A 26,529-nucleotide genomic window follows, 5' to 3' on the forward strand; every position below is an offset into this window, starting at 1 on the left:
TCTCAACACTGGCAACAGTTGGTTTCATTGTACATATGAACCACTTGTTGCCATTTTTTAATTAATAAGGACAAAAGTAATGAGACTATATCTTGAAAAATAGACGTATTTTTGCATCTGATGAATTTATATTCTACCCTACAAATAGGAGATTATCACCTTAATCATTGTGAAGATGATCTTCTTATCAAAAAAATCAGTTCGGATAAAGTTGTATGTGCTGTTATGGATGGATGTTCTACAGCTATGGACAGTCATTTTGCTTCAACACTCATTGCAAAACTTTTACGTAAAGTCATTATTGAAGCTGGTTACAGAGCATTATACGAAAAAGACAACCAACACAGTTTGGAAGAGGAACTCAAAAAAATCATAAAAGGGTTATTTAAAGAAATCATATTTGCTAAAAATCATCTGATGCTAGATGAAAAAGAGTTGTTAACCACTCTTATTATCTTAATTTATGACATCACAAAAGATGAAGGATTAGTCTTAGCCATTGGTGACGGAGTTGTTTGCATCAATGGAAATATCACAGAATTTGATCGTAATAATAAACCCGATTATTTAGCCTATCATCTTCATGAAGACTTTGAAAACTGGTATTCTGTGCAGTCTCAAAAAAAATTTTTTGATCATTTAGACGATGTTTCAATTGCTACTGATGGTATTTCAAGCTTTTCACAAATTAAAAAAACAGATTCTGATGAAGTCATCAACTTTGTTGAATATCTAATGATTAATCAAAACAACAACGATACGGAAGATATGCTCAACAGAAAGCTTAAACAACTGGAACATCAATATGGGGTAAAACCTACAGATGACTTGGCTATCATCAGAATCATAAAATAATTCATACATTCTGAATATCATGGAACAATCTAAATCTCATCGGTTCTACTCAGTTCTGAAAAGGCTGTCTGTCAACGCTGTCCTAATTTCCGTCATCACATTTGTACAATTTTACTGGTCAATGGGAACCTTTTCAGATCGTATGTCAAGCGGCTGTCTGGAATGTTGGTTTGTTGAAGATGCATTATTTATGTCAATGATAACCGGCATTTTTCTTTCTGTGATTTTTTCTTTGTTTTCCTTTATGAAAAGAATGTTGGTCAAAATGAGCATTGAGTTCTTATTGCTGTCCTTTGTCTGGTTATTTTGGAATTATTCCATATTTGTAGACAGAGAATCCTCATGGAGTACTTATGAATTCAATACAGAGATTCAATATACACTATCGCTTTCTTTTCTTCCGGTTATCTTTCTGGGATGTTTGTGTGTTTCACTTTTACATTATCAGGAAATAAAAGCTAGATTTGTACCTTATAAAAACAAACACCATTGAAAAAAATCATTTCTATTTTACTTCTGTCTTCTTTGGTTCTCTATTCTTGTGATAAAACTAAAGCAGATGCTCCGAAAGATTCTTCGACCATTATAAAAAAGGATTCAGCACAAAATAGTATACAAGTTCAAAACGAACGATCACCAGCAGGAAAGCATATCTCCGATTTTGTTTCAAATGACTATGAGATTCAATATGAAACCGAAGGTGATCTCAACCAGGATGGTCTTCCTGACAAAGCTTTGGTTTTAAGAAAAAAAGAGGACACTTTAGCACAGAGAGAAACTATCATTCTTTTAAAAAATCCTGATAAAACATACCGGTTATTTAAAAGTTCAAAAACTGTTCTTCCTGAAGAATACAATGAGTCTGGTTATAAAATGCACGATACAGAAGACATCAGTATTGAGAAAGGAACATTAAATATCAATCTGTATGATATCGGGCCTAACGGCAATCAGTTCAGTAAGTTCAAATATATTGGTGATCACCTAGTTCTCAGTTATATTGAAACTTATAATATGGGAGCAGGCTCTCACTCTGCACTCTATTACGAGCCGATGAAAGGTAAAATTACACTTGAGGTCATTAGTACTATGGAAGAAGAGATGCCGTCAACTACTCAAAAAGCTCAAGTAAAAAAAGAGAAATTTTTATTTGAAAATATTTCTCTGGACGATATCGTCAGTAATGCATACAATTTTGTAGAAAAAAAATAAAGGTCTCCTAGCCCTAATAAAAATAAAACTTCCGCCCAAAAGACGGAAGTTTTTTATTTAAGATATAATCTCCTGTATTGATTAATGTGCTTCCAGCCAGTTATCTCCTACTCCAATCTCTACTAATAACGGAACCTGCGTTTTTAAAGCATTTTCCATTTCAGTTTTGATCAGTTTTGAAGCGGCTTCAATCTCATCTGCCGGAGATTCAAACACCAATTCGTCATGTACCTGAAGCAGCATTTTTGTTTTAAGCTTTTGTTCTTCAAGTTCCCTGTCTATTTTGATCATGGCAAGCTTTACGACATCTGCTGCACTACCCTGAACCGGTGCATTCACGGCATTTCTTTCAGCATGTCCTCTCACCACGAAATTATTGGAATTGATATCTTTCAGGTGACGTTTTCTTCCCAAAATAGTTTCCACATAACCTTGCTGACGCGCTTTATTCACCTGTTCTGCCATATATTCCTTCAGCTTCGGATAAGTTTCAAAATAAGCTTCGATCATCTGTTTGGCTTCTGTACGGGATAGCCCGGTTTGTTCTGCTAATGCAAAAGCACCCTGTCCGTAGATGATACCAAAGTTTACGGTCTTAGCCTGGCTTCTCTGGGTCTTGGAAACTTCTTCCAAAGGAATTTTAAACAGTTTTGCTGCTGTAGAAGCGTGAATATCTTCTCCGTCCTGGAATGCTTTGATCATATTGTCTTCTCCCGATATTTCAGCTATTAAGCGAAGTTCAATCTGTGAATAATCGGCAGAAATAATTTTCTTTCCTTCTCCAGAAACAAAGGCTCCACGAATCTGTTGTCCTCTCAACGTTCGGATCGGAATATTCTGCAGGTTCGGATTTACACTTGCCAGACGGCCTGTAGCAGCTGTAGTCTGTGAGAAATTGGTGTGTACCCTGTTATCTTCTTTATCAATCTGTGAAGGCAGAGCATCTACATAGGTTGATTTTAATTTCTGATAAGTTCTGTATTCCAGAATATGTTTAATGATCTCATGTTTTGAACTTAACTTCTGAAGAACATCTTCCGAGGTTGCATATTGCCCTGTTTTTGTTTTTTTGGCTTTCGGATCCAGCTGCATTTTTTCAAACAGAATTTCTCCAAGTTGTTTTGGTGAATTCATATTGAATTCTTCTCCGGAAAGTTCAAAAATTGTAGTTTCTAACTGTTTTAGGTCATTTTCAAGATCTACACTTTCCTGTGCCAGCCATTTTTCATCCAGAGAAATACCTGCTAATTCCATTTTTGCCAGTACTTCCATCAGAGGCATTTCTATATTGAAGAAAAGCTCTTCCAGATTTTCTTTTTTCAGCTGTGGTGCAAAAAGCTCATACAACTGGAAGGTGATATCTGCATCTTCTGCTGCATAATCTGTCTGTGTTCTCAGATCTGCATCTCTGAAGCTGCCCTGTTTTTTCCCTTTTTTCCCAATGATGGTTTCTATGGATACCGGTTTATAATTCAGGTATACTTCTGAAAGGTAATCCATACCGTGCCTTCCGTCCGGATTCAACAGATAGTGGGCAATCATGGTATCAAACATCGCTCCTTTTACGGTAATGTCGTATTGTTTTAAAACTTTGTAATCATATTTCAGATTGTGAGCAATTTTCAGCAGGTCTTCTTTTTCAAAAAACGGTCTGAAAATCTCTAACGTCTGCAAAACTTCGGATCTGTCTTCAGAAAGCGGAATATAATAAGCAAGCCCTTTTTTATAAGAAAAACTCATTCCTACCAATTCTGCTTCCAACTCGTTTAATGAAGTGGTTTCTGTATCAAAGCAAACAACCTGTTGCTGCAGGAGATTATCTACCAGTTTTTTCTGTGCTTTCGGATTATCGATGAACTGATAAAGATGATCGTTCTGCTCAATTGTAGATTTTGTAGAAGTAGCCTGTTCCAATTCTTCGAAATTGGCAAAAAGATCAAGCTGCATTACCTGTCCTTTTATTTCTGTTCCTGCAGGAGTCTGCTTCACTTCCACCTCGCTTACCACTACTGTTTCTGCAGGAGCGGGAGCAAAGGCTCTGTAAAGGTTTTCATACAGTCTTCTGAATTCTATTTCATCAAAGACTTCTTTTACTTTTTCAAAATCCGGAGTTTCCAGGTCATATTGTTCCTGATGGAATTCTACCGGAGCATCACAAATAATGGTAGCTAATTTTTTGGACAAAATACCACGTTCTGCAGAAGCTTCTACTTTTTCCTTCAGTTTTCCTTTCAGCTTATCTGTGTTGGCCAATAAAGTTTCTATGTTTCCGAATTCTTTCAGGAATTTCATAGCAGTTTTCTCTCCTACTCCTTCCAATCCAGGGATATTATCTACTGCATCTCCCATCATAGCAAGAAAATCGATAACCTGTTTAGGATCTTCAATCTCGTATTTTGCCTTTACTTCATCAACTCCCAGAATTTCGATGTCACCACCTTTTAAACCTGGTTTATAAATTTTAATTTTATCTGTTACCAACTGTGCAAAATCTTTATCCGGTGTTACCATGAAAGTGGTATACCCTTCTTTTTCTGCTTTGCATGCAATGGTACCTATTACATCATCCGCTTCATATCCTTCAACTCCCAAGCGTGGAATATGCATGGCTTCAAGAATTCTGTGGATATATGGAACAGCAATTTTAATGGCCTCAGGAGTTTCGCTTCTGTTGGCTTTGTAATCCGAATAGTCATCAGTTCTTACACTGGCCTGTCCTACGTCAAAAACTACTGCCAGGTGGGTAGGTTTTTCTCTTCTGATCAATTCGATCAAAGAATTGGTAAAACCAAAGATCGCAGAAGTATCCAGCCCTTTACTGGTAAGTCTCGGATTCCTGATTAATGCGTAATATCCTCTGAAAATCATCGCATAGGCATCGATGAGAAACAGCCTTTTATCTTGTGTTGCGTCCATATTTTGAATAATGAACAAATATAAGAAAATAGGAGTAAAAGTTGGTAGTTTGAGGAAGGGTTTCAGGGTTCAGATGATGAATAGTGAATGGTCAATTCGCTTTGCTTGTCAATTTTATGCAGCAGTAATCATTCACCATTCATTTTCTAGCAGTCATGGTTCTCGTAGTTCACTTGTTCCATTTTATTTTGGTAACCTTCCATTTCTTTGCTGCTTATGGTTACTTTTTTTAATTGTACTGGAAGCTGTCTTTTACCATCAGGACTTATCCAGATTCCATTCATCATATCACCTTCTTTTTTTATAATCATTAATCCGGTAAAGTGTTCTTCTACCATTGAAAACTGTTTTTGAACACCTTCTGTAACATTTAATTCAAGCCAATTGCTCACTTTTTCATATTTGTACATTGCATTATAGTAAACACCACTTCCACAGTCACTGTCTACAGACTGAAAGAACAATGTGATTGGCATTTTCCCGTTAATAGTTCCCTTATATAAAGTGGAACTGTTTTGCGCTTGCAGAGAAAGAAAAGTCATGGTAAAAACAAGAATAAACAGAATTTGTCTGAACATTTTTTTGTTATATAAATGGTTATTAATTATGGATAAAAACAGAACAGCATACCAATGGTATACTGTTCCTTTTTTCTTTAAGTAATATTGGATTATTTACCTGTAGAAGGCCATAGTCCAGCGTACTGAGAAGTACCGTAGTCAATAGTTTCAGCACTGATTACGAAGCTGATCAGCATACTGTTGCTGTCTACTGCGTCGAAATCTACTTCGTGCTGAATTACATATCCGTTTTCCCATTTCAAAGTAATTAATGTTCCTTCTTCGTGAGATTTGTTGAAAGTGATTTCTCCTACTGTTGGCTTGTATTTACCGTTTAACAAGCTTTCAAGGATGTCTGACTTTTCAGTAGCTTCTACTGTAACCTTGATCAATGCGTTAGAAGGATCTGATGCTACACGTCCTGATACGTCTGTAGATCTTGATACACTGTAGTTCATTTTTAACAGTTTCTGTCCTTCACCGTTGTTGAATTTTAAGATTCCTCTTGAATTTCTTTCTGCCATGATTGTAAATTTTAGTCGTTAGTAATAAATTGTTATTCAATAATTATATAACAAAGATAGCTCCCCTGGTTTTGAAAAAAAAGCATTTGAACAGAAATATGAAAAAGTGTAGTAATTATACGATTTGATGTCGTAGTTCTACGATTTCATGTCGTAATTCTACGACAAAAGACTTAAAACAAATTATAACACATTATAAATAAACACATTAAATATTATTAAAAAATAAGAAAATTTTATTAATTATTCCACCAATAAGAGAAATAAAATGTTAAAAATGAAACTTTATAGGAATTAAAACCATTCTATTTATTCACTATAAATATGTACAGGTTGAGACTATAAATATTTGTCATTTCATTCCGTTTTTCATAAGCAGCTTGCTCCTATATAAAAAAACAGAACAGTATACCCGGATGGGTGTACTGTTCTGTACCAATTTTATTTTTACTAAGATGATGAATAGGCTTAATTACTACCTGTAGAAGGCCATAGTCCAGCGTACTGAGAAGTACCGTAGTCAATAGTTTCAGCGCTTATTACAAAGCTGATCAGCATACTGTTGCTGTCGATTGCATCGAAGTCTACTTCGTGCTGAATTACATATCCATTCTCCCAGTTCAAAGTGATTAATGTTCCTTCTTCGTGAGATTTGTTGAATACCACTTCTCCTTTTGTAGGCTTGTATTTACCGTTTAACAAGCTTTCAAGGATGTCAGATTTTTCAGTAGCCTCTACTGTTACTTTGATCAATGCGTTAGAAGGATCTGATGCTACACGTCCTGATACGTCTGTAGATCTGGATACACTGTAGTTCATTTTTAACAGTTTCTGCCCTTCTCCTCCGTTGAATTTTAAGATTCCTCTTGAATTTCTTTCTGCCATGATTGTAAATTTTGATCGTTAATATTTTGTGATTCGGTGATTGTTTAGCAAAGATAGAGGCTCTTTAGTGCTAAAAAAAACTTTTCAATATAAATCTGAAAAATTGTAGTAGTTCTACGATTTCTTGTCGTAATTCTACTACAATGGATTTAACAAACCCACTTAAAACGCCATCAGTAAAGGATTTTAACTTATTGAAAAACAACAAAAAAATGAAAAATTTTCCACATGAGTGAGAAATATTAAGATTTCTTTAGTATAAAGTTGGCCTATTTTAACAGATCAATTCTCCAAAAAAAATAGCAATCCGTTAAAAACAGATTGCTATTTTTTTGTATTTAAGATTATTTACTGCTGAATGCTTGCTCCTTCTTTGATGGAACGAACCAGTATTTTATTTTTTCTCAGCAGAAAATCAGGCATCAGGTCAACCGGAAGATAGAAAGGACTTTCTCCTTTTTTCTGCAGTTCTTCCACAATACCGGGATTCCAGGTGAGGATTTTATCCATGTCTACATTAAGTTCATCAGCGACAACTTTCAGGTTGAATCCGGCATTAATTTCCGTTTCTGAAAGAGCTTCAGTGGCGGCTCTTCTGTTTCCATCTTCAAAGAAAATTTTGTTGATTCTTGAAGAATTATAGTTACTTAAAACACTCTGAAGTTCTCCGGTAGCATAGCATGCATTGAGGTATTTCTTCACATGATTAATGGTTTCTCCGGGAAGGTATTTAGAAAATTCGTGATATTGAGAGGACCCTGCAGCTTCCATCGCTTTGGCAATATTTCCTTCACCACAGTTATAAGCTGCTACAACGGTTACCCAATTGTTATATTTTTTATAAAGGTTTCCTAATGAGATGACAGCTGTTTTTGTACTTTTATAAACATCGGTACGATTTTGTTCTGTAAGTCCGTATTGGTTAGCATGAGCAGTCATCAACTGCCATATACCTACTGCTCCGGCTCCGGAGGTGCTATTTCTGTTGAAATGGGATTCTATCAGTGCCAGGTTTCTTAAATGCTTGGGAAGACCTTTCTGAAGAAGTAACTGTTCAATAAATTCTACAAGATCTTTATTGGCATTAATGATGCCCTTATATTTTCTCACACTGCTTTCCGAAGTATCTGAAGCGGCAAGAAACTGTCCGTTTACACTAATAACAGTTCCCAATAATAGTAAGCCTGTAAAAATATTTCTGACAATGGTTTTCATTTTATTTGTATTTATAAGCAAAAAGGCAAATTTATTTTTTTGCCCTTTCGCTTCCTAATTAATCTACTTTCCAGCTGGTTTTTTCTTCCTCATTATTCCAATCTACATGAATAGTCTGGCCGGATTTTACTTCTTCTCTAACAATCATTTTAGAGATCGGTCTGGCAAGCTGTGCACGGATTACTCCTGAGATCTGTCTTGCTCCATATTTGCTACTAAATCCTCCTAATGCGAGATTTCTTACTGCATCATCACTGATTTTTAAGGTAATTCCCAATCTTGTCAGTGAGGTATGAAGTGATTTCAGCTGAATATTAAAGATTCTTTCTGCAATAGATTCCGTGATCGGGGCAAAAGGAATAATCTCTGTAATTCTTGCTAAAAACTCAGGTCTGAATCGTCCTGAATTTGACATAATCTGCATCAGGGAAGATGATTCCGGAACTTTTCCTTCTTCAAACTGTTTTACAATTTCTTCGCTTCCTATATTGGAGGTAAACAGGATTAATGCATTGCTGAAATCTCCTTCTTTCCCCAATTTATCATGAACTTTTCCTTCATCCATAATCTGAAGAAATACGTCAAAAACTGAATGATGGGCTTTCTCAATTTCATCAAATAAAACAACGGTATATGGCTGTTGTCTGATTTTATTGACAAGCATACCTCCTTCTTCATATCCTACATATCCCGGAGGCGCTCCGTAAAGGAGAGCGGCAGAATGTTCTTCCTTAAATTCTGACATATCAAAACGCACCATGGCCTTTTCATCATTGAAGAGTAGTTCTGCCATTGATTTTGCCAGCTCTGTTTTACCGGTTCCGGTAGGTCCCAGAAGGAAGAATGATCCGATAGGCTGTCCCGGTTTATTCAATCCGCTTCGGTTTTCAACAATAGCATCAGAAAGGATTTTTAATGCGTGATCCTGTCCTACTACCCTGTTTAGCAGAAGGGATTCCATATTCAAAAGTTTTTCTTTTTCCTGAGCCTGGATCTTTCCGATTGGAATATTGGTTTTGGCTGCCATTACTGCTGCCAGCTCCAGTCTGTCTACTTTTTCTCTTTTCTTCGCTGCATGCTGTAGAAGTTCGGCATACGTATCTTCAATAATCTGCTGAATCTGATCTACCGGCATAGAATTGTCAATAGCAGGCTGTTCACTCAACGAACCCCAAAGGATTGGGCTTATTTTATCTCTTAACAAATTGTAAGTCCAGATCAGCTCGTCTGCTTTATCTTTACTGTCTGTATATTCTTCTGTTAAAATAGCATCATAGCTTTCTTTCCAGCTGTTGAGTTCTTTTTCTGACAGTTCATCCAGCATTTTGATGGCTGCCATTGTTCTGTCTAATAAATCAATAGCGGCATCGGGCAGTTTTTTACCTTTTGCATATCTTTTAGCCAGGCGTACACATTCCGGAATGGCTGTTTTTTCTACTTCAATGCCGTGGTGTTTTTTGTAACCGTCAAGAAGTACGTCAATCATTTTCACACAGGTCTTTTCATCCGGTTCGTGCACTGTTAAAACTTCAAAGCGACGGTTGAAAGCCTGTTCCGGTTCTATAATTTTTCTGTATTCTTCCTGGGTTGTAGCTCCAATTACTGTAATTTCTCCTCTGGCAAGCTCAGGCTTCAAAAGGTTGGCAACGTTTCCAATGCTTCCTTTAGGATCTAAAAGGGTATGAATTTCGTCAATGAAAAGAATAGCTTTTTCAATTTTCTTGCATTCATTGATTACTTTTTTCAGACGGTCTTCAATTTCGCCTTTATAAGAAGTTCCGGCTAATAATGCTCCGGTATCCAACTCTAAAAGGGTTCCATTTTTAAGCATTTCAGGAACATTTCCTTTGATGATTTCAGTAGCAAATCCTTCTACCAATGCTGTTTTTCCGACTCCTGGTTCACCAATGATGATTACATTCGGTTTGCTTCTGCGGCAAAGAATTTCTACCAGCATTCTGAGTTCTTTGTCTCTACCGATGATATTTTCAATTTCTCCTTTTCTTGCCTGTGCTGTTCTGTCTACACAGTAGCTTTTAATGGAAGGAAAAGAAGAATCTGAATAGTCTGAACCGTTATTTGAAAATAGTGACGAAAAATCACCGTCTTCTGAAACGGTAAACGGTGTATCTTTTCTGTACAGATTGAAAATCTCATGTTCTCTCAACGGAAGTGATTTCAGCTGCTGAAGTGAAAATACAACTTGTGGTTTTACAATGGCTGTAAGTATACAGATGGGTGTGATCTCATCCAGTCCTAATTTTAAACGAATATCATCTGCTTCTTCTACAAGGGTATCCACAGCATCATCCTGGCCTACTTCATCTGGAAGATGGTTGGTTTTGGGATATTCTTCAATGCGGACATCTGCCCATTCATAGAAATAACCGGGATCTTTATCTATACTTTTAAGGAATTCATTTAGTCCGATATCTTTATGCATCAAAGCCTGCAGAATATGCGGGCCTCCATAGGTTCCATTATAATTTTCCTTCGCTATCGACTGAGCAATGTGAAATAGCTGCTTTACGGTTTCGTTGGTTACTAGTACTCCCATTTATAATTTTCTTATATTAATAATTTGCGTTCTGTTGTATGTGTTTCAGATTTGATGGTATTGATCTGTATTTTTCTTCCCTTTCTCTCAGAGAATCAAAAGTCCTTCTTTTTTGTGTAGCTAAAATTAATTATTTTATTCTAAACGAGATAAAGATAGTTAATTCTTCAATTAGAGAAGTAAGAACGGTGTTTTTTTGTTTTTAAACATGATTCTGTTGGTAAAGTTTTGTGACAAATTACTAACCTAAACCTTCTTTTTTGTTTTTATATATTCAAAAAGTATAATAAAATCAAACTGATCCATTGAAGCCCTATGTAGATATAGAATAACATCGCCGAAGGTTCTGCCAGTTCATGCAATTTTTGAATCAGAGTAGTTTTTATAATTTCGGAAAAGTCTGCATTTTCGTCTCCCAGGTTCAATTCATCAAACTTTATTTTATTTAAAGCGTAAGATAAAATCCGTTTGAGTATTTTGTTTTCTGAACTATTTTTGAATTCATTCAGAAGTTTTACTTTGGCTATTGCAAAATCTGCACTTGTACGGATAACGGTTGGCTGTTTGGCTTTAAAAATTCCAATCACCTTATCAATAAACGGGATTACAATTGTTTTGGAATGATCCTGAAGCAGCTTGCTGATCACTACAGACATCGCATATTTTGAGGCAAAGACAATGGTTAAAAATGGAGCCATAATAATCAGTAGATAAAAAATACTTGCTGAAACAGGTTTAGCCTTAATTGTCGTTATCAAAAATGCAATAGCTCCTGTATGCCCTATTGATGGGCCTAAACGATCAGATAAAATATAAATTCCCAATACCAAGGTAATGATAGTAGAAATAAGCCCTATTGCATAAATTTTAAATATACTGAGGATGAATGCTGCGGATAGCTTGGAGAAATATTTCAGGTGATCCGTGATTTTATTCATTGATATTGAAGGTTATTTAGTTTTATGAGATGCTTTTATGAAAAGCTGTTTTTATATTGATTATTTAATAGTTAGAGTTGTTGAAGATATATATTTACAGAAATCTAATAATAAAACACTTGTACTTCCGATGTGTTTTTTTGGGTATTATTAATTTCTTTCTGGGTTATTTTTCCGTTATGATCCAGTGTAAACTTGATTTTTTCAGCGTTGGTAAGTTCTTTATTTACTTCTGTTTTGCCATTTTTAAAATGATTAGAAAAATTGTAAGTATTAATTTCTATAGTAATCGCTTCTGGTTCGTATTTATATTTTTTTTCAATTCCTGACAGCGGTGTTTCAGATTCTTCTTTAAATTTTTTCCAGCCTAATATTTTCTGTTGTTCAACAGTTATTGGAGTCCATTTTTTATCTACAAGAACTGAAGCATTTACAATCGTATATTCATACTTTTTCTCTTCGGTAATCTGATCTTTAACATACCTATAGGTTGTCTTCGTAAAGTGATTCACCCATTTTTTAGTATCAGATTTATCTGAAGCTCCATAGTATTCAACAACACTCATGAGGACATTACCTGTCAGGTCATACTGAAATTCAATAATATGATTTTCATTTTCAGTATATTTCCTTACGATTTGCCCTTTATTATTATATTGATAGAGTAAGGTATAAGCTTCATCCTTTACTACTTTTCCATTAGGGGCTATTTCTTTTTCTTTTATGTTTTCTTTTAGAATATGATCGTTTTTATCATAAGCAAATTCTCTTTCTGACTGTATATCTTTGGTATCTTTCTTTTGAGAAATAAGTCTTCCGTTCTCGTCATAAGTATTCTCCAGCAGGATTTTGTCAACCATTTTATCTTCAGCTATTCTCAGTAACTGCCCATATTTATTGTAGTGATATAAATATTTGTTTTTAGCATCGGGGAGATTTTTTTCGATACTTTTAATGAGTCCAAGTTCATTAAATTCTATGAGTGTAAAAAAATCACCTCCTGCCGTTCCGCTTCTTCCAATAGGATATTTATAAAAGGTAGAATACTTTTTGGGAGAAAAATATTTGAGATGGTTAATCTCCAGCAGATCATCCGTATTTAGAAATTTTGAATTTTGTATATCAAAAATATCCGATTTAATATCAATCTTTGCATATATTTCATGCAGCTTGCCAGGTGTATAAAACAGTACAACATCTCCATTCTTTTCATAAGCAATCTCCTGGTTTGGGTACAGTTCTTTAGTATTAAATTTCTCAACCTCTTTATTATATTCCTGCATATTTTGACTATTTGAATGACAACTTATTACTATGCCAATAAAAACTAACATCTTTAAGATGATTGACTTCTTATTTTTCAGTTTCATTTTTTTTCGATTTATCTATTGCTTTCATATCATCTGTGTCCTTATGAATTCTATCCCATTGCCACTTCCAAAAAGTGATCAAAACATCTCCATAAATATAATCCATTACATTCTCTGTAGTTCCTTTTTTAAACATGTGTCCTGGTTTGAAAGCATCTTCAACAAAGCCAGCAAATTTATTTGATCCCATATCAGGAAAAGAATGAGCCAGACCTAACGAGTGAGCAACTTCATGAGGGATCGTTATCCAATCTTTTTTCGCCATGATGGCAGGCCCTACAATTACATTATCAGCACCTGCAAATATACTTTCAGATTTACCAAATAAATCATCTATATCAAAAGGAACAAAAAATACAATGGTATCTTCATAATCAGGATTATTTTTTCTGTATATTTTTTCTAAATAGTTTTGAACATATCCTGCATCTCCTTTATCAGAAAATATTCCGTCTTCCATTAATTCCCAGGTAGCACCATTTTTTTTCAAATATAAGTCATCATCCATATCATCAAAATCTACCTCCATATACTCATCCTTATCGATTTTGAAATGACTTAATGTCTGAGCAAAGGTATCTTTGATTTTTTGTTCATAAATCTTCAAAAATGAACTGCTGAATTTAGTTTCTAAAGTATTAAATTCATAGGTATTCAACTCCTGGTTTATTTTTAATCTCGCTTTATTTTGAATATCAATTTTAAGAATAGCTTCATTTTTTTCTGCAATTTTCTTCAACAATGTTTCTTCGCTACTACTGAACCAGCCTGTTTTACCACTTTGCACCTCTGCCAATTCGGCTTCAAGATCTGCTTTTTGTTTCTGTAGCTTCTGCTGTCTTTTAATAATATCTTTATCTTCAAAATAATCAGGTGTGGCAGTACCGTTTCTTTTTGACAGATATATTTTCTCATCATATCCATCCACTTTGATCCATCCTTTAAAGTGAACTTTTACATAACGGACATTTAAATCATATTCGATGCTGTTGTTATACACATTAAGCACTCCCATCAATTCTCCTGCAGTTATATAAATAGTTGGCATTGAATTCACTGTTTTCCCTGCAGCCTTGTCTTCCTTCCATTGCTTTTCTTCGGCTTTTTCCTCCTCAGACTTTTTATGAAACGTAATGATTATACATGTATTTTCCGTTATATAATCTAAAAATGTTATTTTAATATTTTTACTAAACTTGTTTGGAGTACTTTCAGAAATTTCAAAACCAGAACTACCTTCATCAGTAAATTCTAATTCTATCCCTTCATTCCCGCTATCTATTTCGATTCTTCCTTCAACAGGTTCTTCAATATTGAAAAAAACTTCAAGTTCATAGCTCTTGTTATTATCAGATTCGTCCTTTGCAAAACCAGAAAACCAAGGAACATAATAAGGTTTTCCATTTATGTTTAAACCAGATTTTCCACTGTTAGAACCTGCATTAATATAACCAAACTCTCCTAAAGAGATGTATTTTAAATAAGGTGTATATTCTTTTTTAAGGCTATCAACACCATCCAATACCAGACTTTCGTAATTAAGCGGTTCAGTATAGGCTGTCTCGTAATTTTCTCCGGCATACCAATCAAACCCAAATTCCGGTTTATTAGCATAATTAATTTTTCTCCGAAAAATAGCCAGTCCTTTTATTGAATTTTTAACTTTTCTTTCATCTCCCGGAGGATTTGCGTAAGTAACCCCTGCCTGATCTCCTTTTTGTTTAACGAATCCCGAAGCAAAATTGCTTATAAAGTTTCCGGCATTATTTTCAATCTCCTGGGTTGATAATTCAGATATCTTTCCGCCTGCTATTTCTGTAATATTTCCCATAATATCAGATTAATAGTTAGCTCCTTTTTCTCCGCTATTATTTTTAACTTCTTTCTGGGCATTATGATGAATGGTACCTTCAGCAGAAATAACTTCTATATCTTTAGTTGCATTTCTTTTCACATTTGTTGATTCAGAAGAGATATCACCTTTTGCTACTTTCAAAATATTAGCTGCCATTAAAGAATAATCCAATACCGCATTCTGCATCATCATTCCTCCTGCGGTACTCATATGATTTACTCCGGCTCCTTCGGTAATATTTAGCCCGGCAGTAGAAGTAATATTCTCTGAAGCACTTATATTTATATTTTTTGCATTAATATTAATTGTCTCCGGTGCTGTAATGTTAATATTGCTTCCCGTTGTATCCAGATGAATCTCATTACCACTTTTATCTGTAATAATGATGCTTTCATCTTCTGTAAAAACGATTCTGTGGCCGCTTCTCGTCTGAATAGACTTTACCCGGTTCTCTGCACCTCCTCCAAGGCCAATTCCTCCGTGGAACATTCCTCCCATAACGAAAGGTCTGTCAGGATGGTTGTGTACGAAATTAACCATCACCTGATCTCCAACTTCAGGAATGGCTACATACCCACGGTTTTGAGTGATCTGATCCGTTCCTCCTGCATCAGGGCTCATTACACGGACAAAATGGGTGGTATCATTCATCTGCCAGTCAAATCTTACCTGAACTCTTCCCTGCCCTTCCGGATCGGTATTTGAAATTACGGTGGCGATCTGTGGCTGTGCTGCGGGAGTGGTAAATTCCGGTTTGGGTAAGAAACCAGTATCTGCAGCAATAGATTCAAAGGTTCCTGAATAATGTCCGATCGTATCAATTTCGTGAACGGCTTCTGTTACCATCACTTTGGTAAAATAGGATGTTTCATTGCTGTCCGGCTTTCTCATGTGGATATCCACAATACATCCCGGATGCAAAAACGGAACTGTTGTAGATCCGGAAACAGAAAATACGTTTACTGCTTCACTTCCTGATGTACTTCTTTGAGAGTGCTCCACATCCAGATGGGTTGATGCTTTAATAGGGGCAACCTGAAGCGCCGGAGTTTTATATATTTTATCGTTATGGCTGTAAGCTGTACGGGCAAGGTCGCCCAGATGATTTACAGGAGTTTCTCCGGAAGTCAGTTTTTCATTTTTACTGCTGTTGTAGCCATAATATTGAGGTTTTGTATGTACGGCCTTTAACTCTACTCTAATATTATCTGCATTGCTTCCATAAAGCAGTTTGATAGGTTTATTCTGTGGAGGAAGTTTTCCGAAGTGCACTACCTCGCCATCATAATAGAATTGTTCCCCATAAGCTTCTGCCATTCTTGCCAGATAATTGTAATGGGTTTCATTGTATTGGCTGCTGTAAATAATCTGGGAATAATCATTTGCGTCAATTCTTATATCAAATCGTTCTTTATCAATTCCCTGTTTGATTACTTCTTCAGCGATAATCCCTATATTAACGGGCTGCCCGCCGCCAAAACTCTGAATATGCGGAGCTCCATCAAGTAAAATCGTTGGGCTGTATCCGGAAAGCACTATATTTCCAAGACTCATTTTTTCCTGGCTGAATCCTACTTTGGTAATGATACCCACAAAGTTTCTTTCAGGGCTTTTCTCAATATCTTTGTAAGAAATAACGGCAGTAAGGCGTTTTCCTAAAAATTTATTAGCTTCTTCAAGGGTGTGGCTCTGCCTGTCTCCCAATGCGTCGTGGGCAAGGGTAAGGCTGAATTCATGGTGGTGGCTGGCTTTCTGTTTAAGAGTGAAGTGTTTGTAGTACTTAATAATTTTACCTTCCACAACCAGTGACAATTTAACCAGCCGGTTGATTCCTGCATGATGATTCTCGGATATTCCGTCTGCATTCTGTGACGGGCGGAAGGAAGATCCTTTTGTCTTTGATTCGGTTTTCATATGCTTTGTGTTTGATTAAAGATAACAATATTTTATATAACAGATAGTATATAAATATGTTAGAGTAAAATTTTCTGGTATAAGTTTTCTCATCCAGGCAAAAAAAGACCGCCTTATAAATAGGGACAGTCTTTTTTCTTATGAATGTTGATAATGTGTGTAAATTTTAGCTGGATGGCCATAGACCAGCGTATTGAGAAGTACCGTAATCAATTGTTTCGGCACTTATTACGAAGCTGATCAGCATGCTGTTACTGTCAATAGCATCAAAATCTACCTGATGCTGGATTACATATCCGTTCTGCCAGTTTAAAGTGATTAATGTTCCTTCTTCGTGAGATTTGTTGAATGTAATCTCTCCTACAGTCGGTTTGTATTTACCGTTTAACAGGCTTTCAAGGATATCTGATTTCTCAGTAGCTTCTACTGTAACCTTTATTAATGCGTTAGAAGGATCTGATGCTACACGTCCTGACACGTCTGTAGATCTTGACACACTGTAATTCATTTTTAACAGCTTCTGTCCTTCACCGTTGTTGAATTTTAAGATTCCTCTTGAATTTCTTTCGGCCATGATTAGTAAATTTTAATCGTTAGTAATATTTTGTGATTCGGTGATTGTTTAGCAAATATAGAGGCTCTATTTCGCTAAAAAAAACTTTTCAATATAAATCTGAAAAATTGTAGTAGTTCTACGATTTCTTGTCGTAATTCTACGACAATAGATTTAAACACCACATCACAACACCCACCAACACAGTATTTTAAATTAAATCCCATTTTTAAGATAAAAAACAGTTTTACACTATTAAGAGAGATAATTGGGAAATTATAGGTAAATTGTGAATGGTCAATTCGCTTTTCTGTGAATTTTGGGTTCAAGGTTCAAGGTTGATGTACTTCAACTTTTCATTTCCGGTTTTTGGACACAAAAAAAGCAGAAGTATGTACTCCTGCTTTTGATATTATAAAAAATGAATTTCTTAATGCTTTGTGTATTCCGGTTGTTCCGTCGGAATTCTTGAAGGTGTAAAGTATTCATTAAGCCAGTAGAAAGTCTGCCCGTTCTGCTGAATCTTTACAGCTGGATTATTTCTGTTGGCAAGCATTCTGTCTGCTAAATTTTTGTAGTGATAGAAATAATTTTTCACGGTTTCACTAGGAACAACCTTCGATTTTTTCCAACCTTTCAGTTTGTACTTAGCCATCAGTTCTTCTTCAGAAAGATCAAATCCTGTACTCATTCCAATAGCATAAGCCATTGGCTGCTCATAAAGATCTCCTTTATCAAGGAATTTTATAGTCGGGTTATATTTCTTCAGCAGCTTCACATACTCTTTTATTGCTCTTGACTGATTAAAGTCCGGACGGTCTGCCTGAGTATTCCTGTATACTTCGGTATAGAAAGCTTTTAGGTTGTCATATTCCGCTTCAGAAATAAGGATTCCTTTTTCTATTCCCGGAGTATAATCTTTCAGATCTTTCGGAATGTATCCTTTTACAAGGAATGGGCTTCCGTAGTTGATCAGCTGTGCTGCAATTCCTGCAGATACCGGATTGGTAAGACCCGGATACAGATATTTATATTTTACATCAACATCTGTTTTTCCTGCTCCCACTGATGAATGGAAATATTCATTAAGCGATTTATCAATATTCTGGTTGTCTAAAGTAACCTGCGAAATAAGGCTGTCAACAGATTTTTTCAGGAATCCTGGAGTTGTAATATCCCCTTTTTTAGGGAAGATAACGAATCCCTGAGACATACTCTGTTTAGGATATGCCAATGAGAAGAATCCTGCATCTCCCTCTACCAGGCTGAAGTTATTCTTAGTAAGAACATCATACTGGTTGATGATTTTTTGTTTTTTAAGTTCAGCAATATTTTTGGCTGTATTGGTAACAACATTTTCTGCCATCAATACGAAATCGTTATAGGTATCAGATGATCTTGCACTGGTCTGGAACATAATCAGTCTTGCCTGAGCCTGAGTAAGTGAGCTGATCACACTGTACATATTTCCGCTTTGGTTGGCAGAAGTTCCTACAGTGACTACAATATTGGTTTCATCAGGTACGTTTGAAAGAAGGTTTCCAGCTGCAGTAAGAGCTTCTCCTACCGGCTGATACCCGCTAGTGCTTGCGCAGTTCATTTCATTCGTTTTCTGATCAATAAACGTCGTCATTTTGCTGTAGTCCGCACTTAGGTTCGATACAGCAATATTTTCCCCGCAAGGATTATTTTTATATAAAACCACTCCATATTTAACATTGTTAAAATAAGATGGTTTTTCGAATCTAAGCTGAAGATCCTGCAGTAATGATTTTACAATGGGTGCATAAGGTGCATTTCCTGCACTTACATCCAATGCAAAAACAATATTAATATTTTTGTCTCTTTCTGTGATCTCCCTGTAACGGTCAAAATAAATAGGCTCACCCAATACGTTCGATACAAAGTTCTTGCTGTAATCTAAAATATTGGTAAAATATTTTGTTTTTGAATCCGGAGTTGGAGCCTGTTCCAATGGAAGGTTTACAGGAAATATATTCTCAAGCTGTGTTCTTTTGTTAACATCTGTAAGAAGAATGGCTTTTTTATTTTCGGCATCTGATCCCGATCCTCCCGGATATCCTTCATAGATACCTAACGTAGAATCGTTGATCCCTGTGGTATTTTTCAATTTAATAGCAGAACGCTCTCCCCAGCTGGAAATCACGTTAGAACTTACCCATCCGTAAAGTCCTTTGCCGATGCTGTCTATATCAATTGAAGGTTTTTTACCTACTAAAAATCGTTTATTGTTTTCAGCCTGCTTGTAGACATATACAATTTGTCCGTTTGGAATCTTTACATTGGCTGTTTCAATAAGACTTGGTGAATTAAACACCATAATAGAGTCATTCTTATAGTATCTTTCAGCGCTTTTGATAACTTCGCTGTTACTTGGTACTACGGCTACTCTTACAGGATACCCTGTTTTTTCACTTTTTAAAGCGTTGTTCCAAAGAAGAAGGTCAGATTCCGGAATCCATCCATATGTTTTGATGGATTTTGACGAAACTTTTTTCATTAAAGCATCCGGAACATATTCCGCTACTTTTACCATTCCGTCTCTATGTTTTAAAACCATTAAAGGTTCAAGGAATTTTACTTCTTTGTAAGATTTCTCATCATCTTTATCCAGGTAAGCCGTATTTCTCGATCTGTCTGAAATAACGATCCATGGGGCTGATTTTTTAGGATAACCGTTAACGACAGGGGAAGCATCCACCTGCCCATACTGTGATGGCTCTGGGGTTTTCTTTGACGGCAGTTTTACCTGGCAACTCGTCAATAATACTGATAACCCTATATAATATGCTGCTAGAGGAAATTTATTTTTCATCCTATTTTATCTTTAATGATTGGCGCATCCGTAAAAGCCGGATGATATTATTTGCTTTGGTTGATTTCTACTTTAGTTACACACTCCTGTTTATCATCCAGATTCACTTTTACAGTCTGAATTACCGTGTTTTTGTCAAACTGAAGACCGGCACAATACATGTAGAAATTGTTTACCTTGCTGTCATTTACCTTTACTACTGTATTTTCATTATTACACAGATAAGTTTTCAACAGGTAATTGTAATGCATATTGAAACTGTTTCCATTGGCGATCTGCTGCAGGTGATATTTGAAATCACTATCTACTCTAGCATAAGAATCTTCTACTGACACTTCCTCTTCTGCAAGAGCATCATAAGCCGGAAGGATCTTGATATGGTGATAGATAGGTTCCTGACTTTCTTCAGTGTATAACGTTACCACATAATCTCCGGGCTTTTTATAAGAATAGATCGTAAATTTATCTTTAGAATCTGTATTTCCTGTTTCTCCGAATTTCCATGCAAACACTTTTGCATCAGAAATGGCACGGAAAGATACACTTTCATTTTGCATAGCCTGAGCTACAGCCTCAATAGTAGTTGCACTTTTTGCAGTATCTCTTGCTTTCTGAATGCTTCTTGCGCTTACCATTACAGGGAAAGATTTCGTATACTTATTGTCAACGATCAAACTTACCTGATAATACCCCGGTTTATTATAGAAGTGAATCCCACTGTTTTTATCTGAAGTTGTACCGTCTCCGAAATTCCATCTTTTGGTTTTCGCAAACTGGGTTTTGTCTTCAAATAAGAGTGTGTCACCTACCGCCAGTGAAGACGGATAAACTACCCCAACAATATCATCGGCAGAATGGATAACTTTTTTCTGCAGCCATAGAGCAACCAATGCTGCGATGAGCAAAGTTGCAACAACACCGATAATAATGTTTTTCTTGTTCTTTTGAAAATAATTCATAGTTAATAATTGTGATGTGTTTTATGTAAAGTTCCTAGTATTTAGTATTTATTGTACTCTCGCCTTCAGATCCTGCTCACGCTGATAAAGCTTATTTTGTTTATCCTTGAATCCGATTCTGCATTCATCCACCTGCTTCTGAAAAATTTTAATGTCTTCTGAAGTAGTTGAAATAACTTTTTTGTCATCATAATACATTTTATAGAATTTTGCAATCTGAGGATAGGCATCTTTTCTGATATCAATAACATCGGTACTGCTAAAATAGCTGTTGATATCATTAACCCCTAACTGAATATTATTTTCTATAAAAGGCTGTGGACTGTCATCGGTAAGCTTTGTGATCATCGTATAAGTACTGTCCATGATAGGAATAACAATTTTTTGATGATGCTCAAATTCAGCTTTCTGTTCAAGATTCTGAATCCCTCTTACATCTTCATCAGAAAATGGAGATACAAAACCTTTTAAAAAGATTACTCCCAAAAATAACATGGCAGTCACAAGCATCAGTATTAAATAAAAAAACTGATAATGCCTTTCTTTCTTTGATAATGTGATTTGTCCTTGCATATCTTTATTTTTTATCTTCTTCTTTTACTTCCTGTAAAATTTCTTGTAGGGTCTTTTCTAAGCTCATTATTGGTTACTTTTATTTTACCCATACATTCATCCAGATCCCTTAAAACGGTTTTTTTCTTATACTCTACCTCAATGATCTTAGCCTTTAAGGTCATCATAGGCACTATCTGCTTCATCAGTATGGCATAATGTTTAAAGTTCTGCACACTGTCTTTACCCATAATATTTTTGGCATCTCTCACGTTATCCATAATGCTGGTTCTGAGGAATAACTCGTTCTCCACCTTATTAATACTAAGCTGGTTCATTTTGTCATAAATATCATCAATGTGATCTTTCAGAACGTCACTTCTAAGCATCAGTTCTTTATAGGCTTCAGCTTCCCGGCTGATCCCCTCACGTTGTATATCATAACTCTTAAAGAAGAGAAATAAGCACGTAAAAGTGACAACCGACAAAACAACAAAAGACAGAATAAACTTCCAAATGCCTATTCTGACGTCAGATTTGTTTAATTTTTTTTCCCTGTTAGAAGACATAATTTGCGATTTGTTTGGCCTGTGAAAATATAAAAAAAAAAATTCATGCACAATACGTAGTTTCCCCAGACCTGTTTCGTGAAAACCCTGATTAAATTAATATTAATTTCCACTTTGATAAGTTTTTCATAAATTAGACCTCTAAATTTTAAATATCATTCGCCAAATCGATATTAAGAATGAGTAAAATATTATCTAATACCGTACGTTTTTCTATTGCTGACAGTGATTTTTATTTTAAAAAAATAATGATCAAAACCCTCATGGAGAATCCTTTCTATATGCTTCTGAATGACTGTAACAATGGACACGAGCTGGTAAACAGAATTTACAGGAGACAGGAGGATGTGTTCATTATTGAGTTATTTATGCCAGTATTAAGTGGAATTGAAGCCATCAAATACATCCGGAAAAACAACACAGAAACTCCTATTATTACCTATTCCGGCACTTATCAGGAAGATATGGCTGAAATTCTTTCAAAAATTCCTAATATCTATTACTGCCAGAAAAAAAGCACCATTATAAAGGATATTATTAAAGGAAGTATTGCTTCCGAAGACTTTGATTACCAAACGTATTCTAAAGAATGGGAGCAGCAGCCTCTTGCGGTGCAGGAATATATGGACAGACAGAAAAAGGGTCAGGAAGAGCTTTCTCCGGCTGAAATCCAGCTGATGAGATTCTGCTATGAGGGATTCAGCAATAAAGAAATTGCAGAAAAACTTAACCTGAGCACAAGAACTATTGACACTTATATCAACCGGCTTACAGAAAAGCTGGGACTGAAAACCAAGCTTCACCTTATACGCTTCTGCGTAGAAAACGGATATTACAATTCCAGTTTATAAAAATTCTGATTTAAGATTTAAAATTTAAAATTTCGGATAACTGATGGAGACTGAGCAGGGGGATAAATACTTAATATAAAGTAAGAAAACCCTGCAGAACCTATCGCTACCGGCGTTTATTAAATTTTGTTCATTATTTTTTTTGTACCTTTATACCGCTAGATTATTTTATTGTTAAATTATTATAATCCTGCCTTAATATAGCATATACATTAAAAGCTCAACGATTTGAATAAAAATATTTTGCCACTAATTTGCTAGTATTCAATTTTTTTAACTAAATTTGCACACCTAAAATTTAAAATTAAAATAAGGAAATGACAAAGGCAGAATTGGTAAACACCATCTCAAATAAGTTGGGAACAGAAAAGAATGAAACACAGAAAGTTGTAGAAGCTTTTATGCAGGAGATCAGAACTTCTATGTATAATGGGGATAACGTTTATCTAAGAGGTTTTGGATCTTTTATCATTAAAACAAGAGCTGCTAAAACAGGAAGAAATATTTCTAAAAACACTGCAATTGAGATTCCTGCTCATAACATTCCTGCTTTCAAACCTTCAAAATCTTTTGTTGAGAAAGTAAAAACTAAAGTTGCAGTAAAATAAGAACATTAACTGAATATTAACTAGTTACTAAAAAATTAAAATTATGCCAAGCGGAAAGAAAAGAAAAAGACACAAGGTTGCTACTCACAAAAGAAAGAAAAGAAGAAGAGCAAACAGACATAAGAAAAAATAATCTCTTCTTCTCGAGATTTACAATATAATAATATAGTTGGTGGATTTAAATTCTTAAAGTTCACTAACTATATTTTTGTTTGCAACTATAAGATTCCGCGGAAAGCAGATGGTTTCAAATATTATTTTAATAAACATATAATGGTTTTCATTCAAAATCCTTATATTTAATAGATTAATTAATCGAGAAAAACATCCAATTCCTATAATCTTAACAATTTTATCTTAAAAAAATGAAGAAAGAACTAATAGTTTCGCATGAAGATGATCTTACAAAGATTGCATTACTGGAAGACGGAAGACTATGTGAACTTCATGAGCAAGAGGACAAAAGCGATTTTATAGTTGGAGATCTGTTTATAGGAAAAGTAAAAAAACTCGCACCCAATCTGAATGCAGCATTCGTCAATATCGGATATGACAAAGATGCATTTCTGCACTACCAGGATTTGGGACCTCAGTATCTTACATACAGAAAGTTTTTAAAAGATACTATTTCTAAAAAACAAAGCACTTCAAGCTTAAAGAATTTCGAGATACAACCCGAAATAGACAAAAATGGAACGGTAGATAAAGTGATCGCCAAGGATGATATCGTTCTTCTGCAAATCACTAAGGAGCCAATTTCTACAAAAGGCCCAAGAATCTCTACCCAAATCTCTCTGACAGGACGCTTTCTGGTTCTGATCCCTTTCGACAATAAAGTTTCTATTTCTAAAAAGATCCGAAGCTTTGAAGAAAAGGAAAGACTGAGAACCCTTATCGACAGTATTAAACCTGAAGGTTTCGGAGTTATCATCAGAACGGTAGCCGAAGGAAAAAAAGTAGCGGATCTTCATAATGACATGAACCAGCTGGTTCAGAAATGGGAAAGCACTTTTAAAAACATCCAGAGAAATAAAGTTCCGTCCAAAGTTTTAAGCGAAGAAGACAAAGCTTCAGCTATTTTAAGAGACAATTTTAATCAGGATTTCGTCAATATCATCTGCGATGATGAGCAAATGGTAAATGAAATGACTAATTACGTGGAAGTAATTGCCCCTGAAAAGAAAAATATTGTCCAGTTTTATGATTCCCATATTCCTCTTCTGGAATATTACAACGTTGAAAAACAGCTTAAACAGAGCTTCGGAAAACACGTAAATATTCCGAGTTCCAAAGGCGCCTATCTTGTTATTGAACACACAGAAGCACTTCACGTCGTTGACGTTAACTCCGGTAACAATATTACCACCGGAACCGCTGTCAATAAAGAACATGCACTAAAAGTGAACAAAATGGCTGCTACTGAGATCGCAAGACAACTTCGCCTCCGTGATATGGGAGGTATCATCGTAATCGATTTCATAGACATGCCGAATTCTGATCACAGAAGAGATCTCTACGAGCATCTGAAAGAGGAAATGAAGCGCGACAAAGCCCGCCACAAAATCCTTCCTCCAAGTAAATTTGGTCTGATCCAGATCACCAGACAAAGAAATCGTCCGGAAAAGCAGATCGACACCAAAGAAGAAAACCCGAACAAAGACGGAGAAATTGTAGCTCCAATTGTGATCGTGGAAAGAATGGGTGAAACCTTAAGAAACATCCTGCAGAAAGAAAAAGGAAAAATCTACCTGCATGTGCATCCGTTTGTGGAAGCCTACCTTACAAAAGGTATCAAAAGTATCCAGATGAAATGGTTTATCAAATACAAAAAATGGGTAACCATCGTTCCAAGGGATTCTTTTAAATACCTGGAATACAAAATCTACAATGCTAAAAAAGAAGAATTAATAGAATTCTCTAATTAAAAAATTTAAAACCTTCAGTTGTACTGAAGGTTTTTTTATTTTGCATTGATAAGCATAGAATATGATGTATAATTTAAGTTTTGGCTAAAGCCCGTGAATTTTGCATTTTTTAAAGGCGGGCTAAAGCCCACCCTTATTGAATTTTAATAACAATATCATTCATCATTCATCATTCATCATTCATCATTAATTATTTATCTTTAAAACATGAAAAATCACCATTACAAAATCACCACCCAATGGACAGGAAACCAGGGAACCGGAACTAGTGGATATAGAGACTATGAAAGAAGCCATACTATTTCAGCAGAAAACAAAGCTGTTATTGAGGGTTCATCCGATCCGGCATTCCGAGGTGATAAAACAAAGCATAATCCGGAAGAGATGTTTTTATCCTCACTTTCTTCCTGTCATATGCTGTGGTATCTTCATTTTTGCTCCGAAGCTGGTATTATAGTGACAGATTACACCGATGAAGCAACAGGTATAATGGCAGAAACAACCAGCGGAAGCGGACATTTCACAGAAGTAACTTTACATCCTGCAGTAACCGTTGCAGAAGAATCTATGAAGGAAAAAGCAGAGGAGCTTCATCATAAAGCCAACGAATATTGCTTCATTGCCAACTCAGTTAGTTTTCCGGTAAAGCATATCCCTACCACGTTAGTTATATGATACCACATTTGAAAATAAACTTCAAAAACAATGATGAATAAAACGTTTTAACAGTAATAACTCCAAAAAACTCCACAAAAAGAGAATTATTTGCTAAATAATTAATAAAAACAATGTTTTACCACTAACAAAAACAGCATAAATTAAAATTATTTAACAATTTTGTTTAAAATATGAAGTTTTTTTCATATTTTTATATA

General features: G+C 35.4%; 21 protein-coding genes. 6 read left to right on the forward strand and 15 right to left on the reverse strand.

The features are described from left to right. Positions 1–120 precede the first annotated feature (120 nt). Positions 121–855, forward strand: a complete 735-nt coding sequence (locus SFA27_RS17985; RefSeq protein WP_407294039.1) for a protein phosphatase 2C domain-containing protein — start codon at positions 121–123, stop codon at positions 853–855. A 489-nt stretch (positions 856–1,344) separates the two neighbouring features. Next, positions 1,345–2,067, forward strand: coding sequence for a hypothetical protein (locus SFA27_RS17990; RefSeq protein WP_047373792.1), 723 nt, complete (start codon positions 1,345–1,347; stop codon positions 2,065–2,067). Between the two features lie 81 nt (positions 2,068–2,148). Here SFA27_RS17990 and polA read toward each other — a convergent pair whose 3' ends face one another. The 15 genes from polA to tssO all read right to left on the reverse strand — a co-directional run bounded on the left by polA (position 2,149) and on the right by tssO (position 22,270). Beyond that, positions 2,149–4,983 carry a DNA polymerase I gene (polA, locus tag SFA27_RS17995; RefSeq protein WP_264519008.1) on the reverse strand — a complete coding sequence of 945 codons (2,835 nt, stop codon included), beginning with the start codon at positions 4,981–4,983 and terminating at the stop codon, positions 2,149–2,151. A 146-nt stretch (positions 4,984–5,129) separates the two neighbouring features. Then, the gene (locus tag SFA27_RS18000; RefSeq protein WP_264519009.1) at positions 5,130–5,561 is read right to left on the reverse strand and encodes a hypothetical protein; all 432 of its coding nucleotides are present in this window, start codon (positions 5,559–5,561) and stop codon (positions 5,130–5,132) included. Between the two features lie 92 nt (positions 5,562–5,653). Beyond that, complete coding sequence (gene tssD, locus SFA27_RS18005) at positions 5,654–6,067, reverse strand: type VI secretion system tube protein TssD (protein ID WP_047373786.1); 414 nt, start codon at positions 6,065–6,067, stop codon at positions 5,654–5,656. 468 nt (positions 6,068–6,535) lie between these two features. Further along, on the reverse strand, positions 6,536–6,952 hold the full coding sequence (gene tssD / locus SFA27_RS18010; RefSeq protein WP_047373784.1) for a type VI secretion system tube protein TssD: 417 nt from the start codon (positions 6,950–6,952) through the stop codon (positions 6,536–6,538). Between the two features lie 348 nt (positions 6,953–7,300). Next, positions 7,301–8,167, reverse strand: a complete 867-nt coding sequence (locus SFA27_RS18015) for a lytic transglycosylase domain-containing protein (RefSeq protein ID WP_047373782.1) — start codon at positions 8,165–8,167, stop codon at positions 7,301–7,303. 58 nt (positions 8,168–8,225) lie between these two features. Continuing rightward, positions 8,226–10,724, reverse strand: a complete 2,499-nt coding sequence (locus SFA27_RS18020) for an ATP-dependent Clp protease ATP-binding subunit (RefSeq protein ID WP_047373780.1) — start codon at positions 10,722–10,724, stop codon at positions 8,226–8,228. 266 nt (positions 10,725–10,990) lie between these two features. Further along, complete coding sequence (locus tag SFA27_RS18025; protein ID WP_407294045.1) at positions 10,991–11,662, reverse strand: hypothetical protein; 672 nt, start codon at positions 11,660–11,662, stop codon at positions 10,991–10,993. A 104-nt stretch (positions 11,663–11,766) separates the two neighbouring features. Beyond that, a complete protein-coding gene (locus SFA27_RS18030) occupies positions 11,767–12,945 on the reverse strand; it encodes a hypothetical protein (RefSeq protein ID WP_407294047.1) in 1,179 nt (392 codons plus the stop codon). A 70-nt stretch (positions 12,946–13,015) separates the two neighbouring features. Beyond that, on the reverse strand, positions 13,016–14,863 hold the full coding sequence (locus SFA27_RS18035) for a hypothetical protein (RefSeq protein WP_407294050.1): 1,848 nt from the start codon (positions 14,861–14,863) through the stop codon (positions 13,016–13,018). Between the two features lie 9 nt (positions 14,864–14,872). Then, positions 14,873–16,801 (reverse strand): phage baseplate assembly protein V, encoded by a 1,929-nt coding sequence (locus SFA27_RS18040; protein ID WP_047373772.1) that lies wholly within the window; start codon positions 16,799–16,801, stop codon positions 14,873–14,875. Positions 16,802–16,967: 166 nt separating this feature from the next. Then, positions 16,968–17,375 (reverse strand): type VI secretion system tube protein TssD, encoded by a 408-nt coding sequence (tssD, locus tag SFA27_RS18045; RefSeq protein ID WP_034697144.1) that lies wholly within the window; start codon positions 17,373–17,375, stop codon positions 16,968–16,970. A gap of 409 nt (positions 17,376–17,784) precedes the next feature. Then, the gene (tssR, locus tag SFA27_RS18050) at positions 17,785–20,190 is read right to left on the reverse strand and encodes a type VI secretion system protein TssR domain-containing protein (RefSeq protein ID WP_407294053.1); all 2,406 of its coding nucleotides are present in this window, start codon (positions 20,188–20,190) and stop codon (positions 17,785–17,787) included. A 47-nt stretch (positions 20,191–20,237) separates the two neighbouring features. Next, complete coding sequence (locus tag SFA27_RS18055) at positions 20,238–21,149, reverse strand: PKD domain-containing protein (protein WP_047373768.1); 912 nt, start codon at positions 21,147–21,149, stop codon at positions 20,238–20,240. Between the two features lie 48 nt (positions 21,150–21,197). Beyond that, positions 21,198–21,722 (reverse strand): type VI secretion system transmembrane protein TssO, encoded by a 525-nt coding sequence (locus SFA27_RS18060; RefSeq protein ID WP_047373766.1) that lies wholly within the window; start codon positions 21,720–21,722, stop codon positions 21,198–21,200. Positions 21,723–21,733: 11 nt separating this feature from the next. Further along, on the reverse strand, positions 21,734–22,270 hold the full coding sequence (gene tssO / locus SFA27_RS18065) for a type VI secretion system TssO (protein WP_047373765.1): 537 nt from the start codon (positions 22,268–22,270) through the stop codon (positions 21,734–21,736). A 179-nt stretch (positions 22,271–22,449) separates the two neighbouring features. On the opposite strand from tssO, the gene SFA27_RS18070 reads away from it, so the two are divergent. From SFA27_RS18070 to SFA27_RS18085, 4 genes are all read left to right on the forward strand, one after another. Next, positions 22,450–23,121: a response regulator transcription factor gene (locus SFA27_RS18070; RefSeq protein ID WP_047373763.1), complete on the forward strand. Its 672-nt coding sequence runs from the start codon at positions 22,450–22,452 to the stop codon at positions 23,119–23,121. A 317-nt stretch (positions 23,122–23,438) separates the two neighbouring features. Continuing rightward, positions 23,439–23,729, forward strand: a complete 291-nt coding sequence (locus tag SFA27_RS18075) for an HU family DNA-binding protein (protein WP_002984212.1) — start codon at positions 23,439–23,441, stop codon at positions 23,727–23,729. 365 nt (positions 23,730–24,094) lie between these two features. After that, positions 24,095–25,654 (forward strand): ribonuclease E/G, encoded by a 1,560-nt coding sequence (locus SFA27_RS18080; RefSeq protein WP_047373759.1) that lies wholly within the window; start codon positions 24,095–24,097, stop codon positions 25,652–25,654. Positions 25,655–25,861: 207 nt separating this feature from the next. After that, entirely contained in the window at positions 25,862–26,329 is a 468-nt protein-coding gene (locus tag SFA27_RS18085) for an OsmC family protein (protein WP_407294056.1), read from the forward strand. The last annotated feature ends 200 nt before the right edge of the window (positions 26,330–26,529 follow it).

The sequence above is a fragment of the Chryseobacterium sp. HR92 genome (assembly GCF_045689405.1).
In the GTDB taxonomy this organism is placed as follows: domain Bacteria; phylum Bacteroidota; class Bacteroidia; order Flavobacteriales; family Weeksellaceae; genus Chryseobacterium; species Chryseobacterium viscerum_A.

Bases quoted from the DNA above. Each gene is read 5' to 3' on its own strand.
- SFA27_RS18040 (WP_047373772.1), bottom strand. From the start codon at position 16,801: ATGAAAACCGAATCAAAGACAAAAGGATCTTCCTTCCGCCCGTCACAG.
- SFA27_RS18085 (WP_407294056.1), top strand. From the start codon at position 25,862: ATGAAAAATCACCATTACAAAATCACCACCCAATGGACAGGAAACCAG.
- SFA27_RS18015 (WP_047373782.1), bottom strand. From the start codon at position 8,167: ATGAAAACCATTGTCAGAAATATTTTTACAGGCTTACTATTATTGGGA.
- SFA27_RS18020 (WP_047373780.1), bottom strand. From the start codon at position 10,724: ATGGGAGTACTAGTAACCAACGAAACCGTAAAGCAGCTATTTCACATT.
- SFA27_RS18070 (WP_047373763.1), top strand. From the start codon at position 22,450: ATGAGTAAAATATTATCTAATACCGTACGTTTTTCTATTGCTGACAGT.
- SFA27_RS18055 (WP_047373768.1), bottom strand. From the start codon at position 21,149: ATGAATTATTTTCAAAAGAACAAGAAAAACATTATTATCGGTGTTGTT.
- tssO (WP_047373765.1), bottom strand. From the start codon at position 22,270: ATGTCTTCTAACAGGGAAAAAAAATTAAACAAATCTGACGTCAGAATA.
- tssD (WP_034697144.1), bottom strand. From the start codon at position 17,375: ATGGCCGAAAGAAATTCAAGAGGAATCTTAAAATTCAACAACGGTGAA.
- SFA27_RS18075 (WP_002984212.1), top strand. From the start codon at position 23,439: ATGACAAAGGCAGAATTGGTAAACACCATCTCAAATAAGTTGGGAACA.
- polA (WP_264519008.1), bottom strand. From the start codon at position 4,983: ATGGACGCAACACAAGATAAAAGGCTGTTTCTCATCGATGCCTATGCG.
- tssD (WP_047373786.1), bottom strand. From the start codon at position 6,067: ATGGCAGAAAGAAATTCAAGAGGAATCTTAAAATTCAACAACGGTGAA.
- tssD (WP_047373784.1), bottom strand. From the start codon at position 6,952: ATGGCAGAAAGAAATTCAAGAGGAATCTTAAAATTCAACGGAGGAGAA.
- SFA27_RS18080 (WP_047373759.1), top strand. From the start codon at position 24,095: ATGAAGAAAGAACTAATAGTTTCGCATGAAGATGATCTTACAAAGATT.
- SFA27_RS18025 (WP_407294045.1), bottom strand. From the start codon at position 11,662: ATGAATAAAATCACGGATCACCTGAAATATTTCTCCAAGCTATCCGCA.
- SFA27_RS17985 (WP_407294039.1), top strand. From the start codon at position 121: ATGAATTTATATTCTACCCTACAAATAGGAGATTATCACCTTAATCAT.
- SFA27_RS18000 (WP_264519009.1), bottom strand. From the start codon at position 5,561: ATGTTCAGACAAATTCTGTTTATTCTTGTTTTTACCATGACTTTTCTT.
- SFA27_RS18035 (WP_407294050.1), bottom strand. From the start codon at position 14,863: ATGGGAAATATTACAGAAATAGCAGGCGGAAAGATATCTGAATTATCA.
- SFA27_RS18060 (WP_047373766.1), bottom strand. From the start codon at position 21,722: ATGCAAGGACAAATCACATTATCAAAGAAAGAAAGGCATTATCAGTTT.
- SFA27_RS18030 (WP_407294047.1), bottom strand. From the start codon at position 12,945: ATGCAGGAATATAATAAAGAGGTTGAGAAATTTAATACTAAAGAACTG.
- tssR (WP_407294053.1), bottom strand. From the start codon at position 20,190: ATGAAAAATAAATTTCCTCTAGCAGCATATTATATAGGGTTATCAGTA.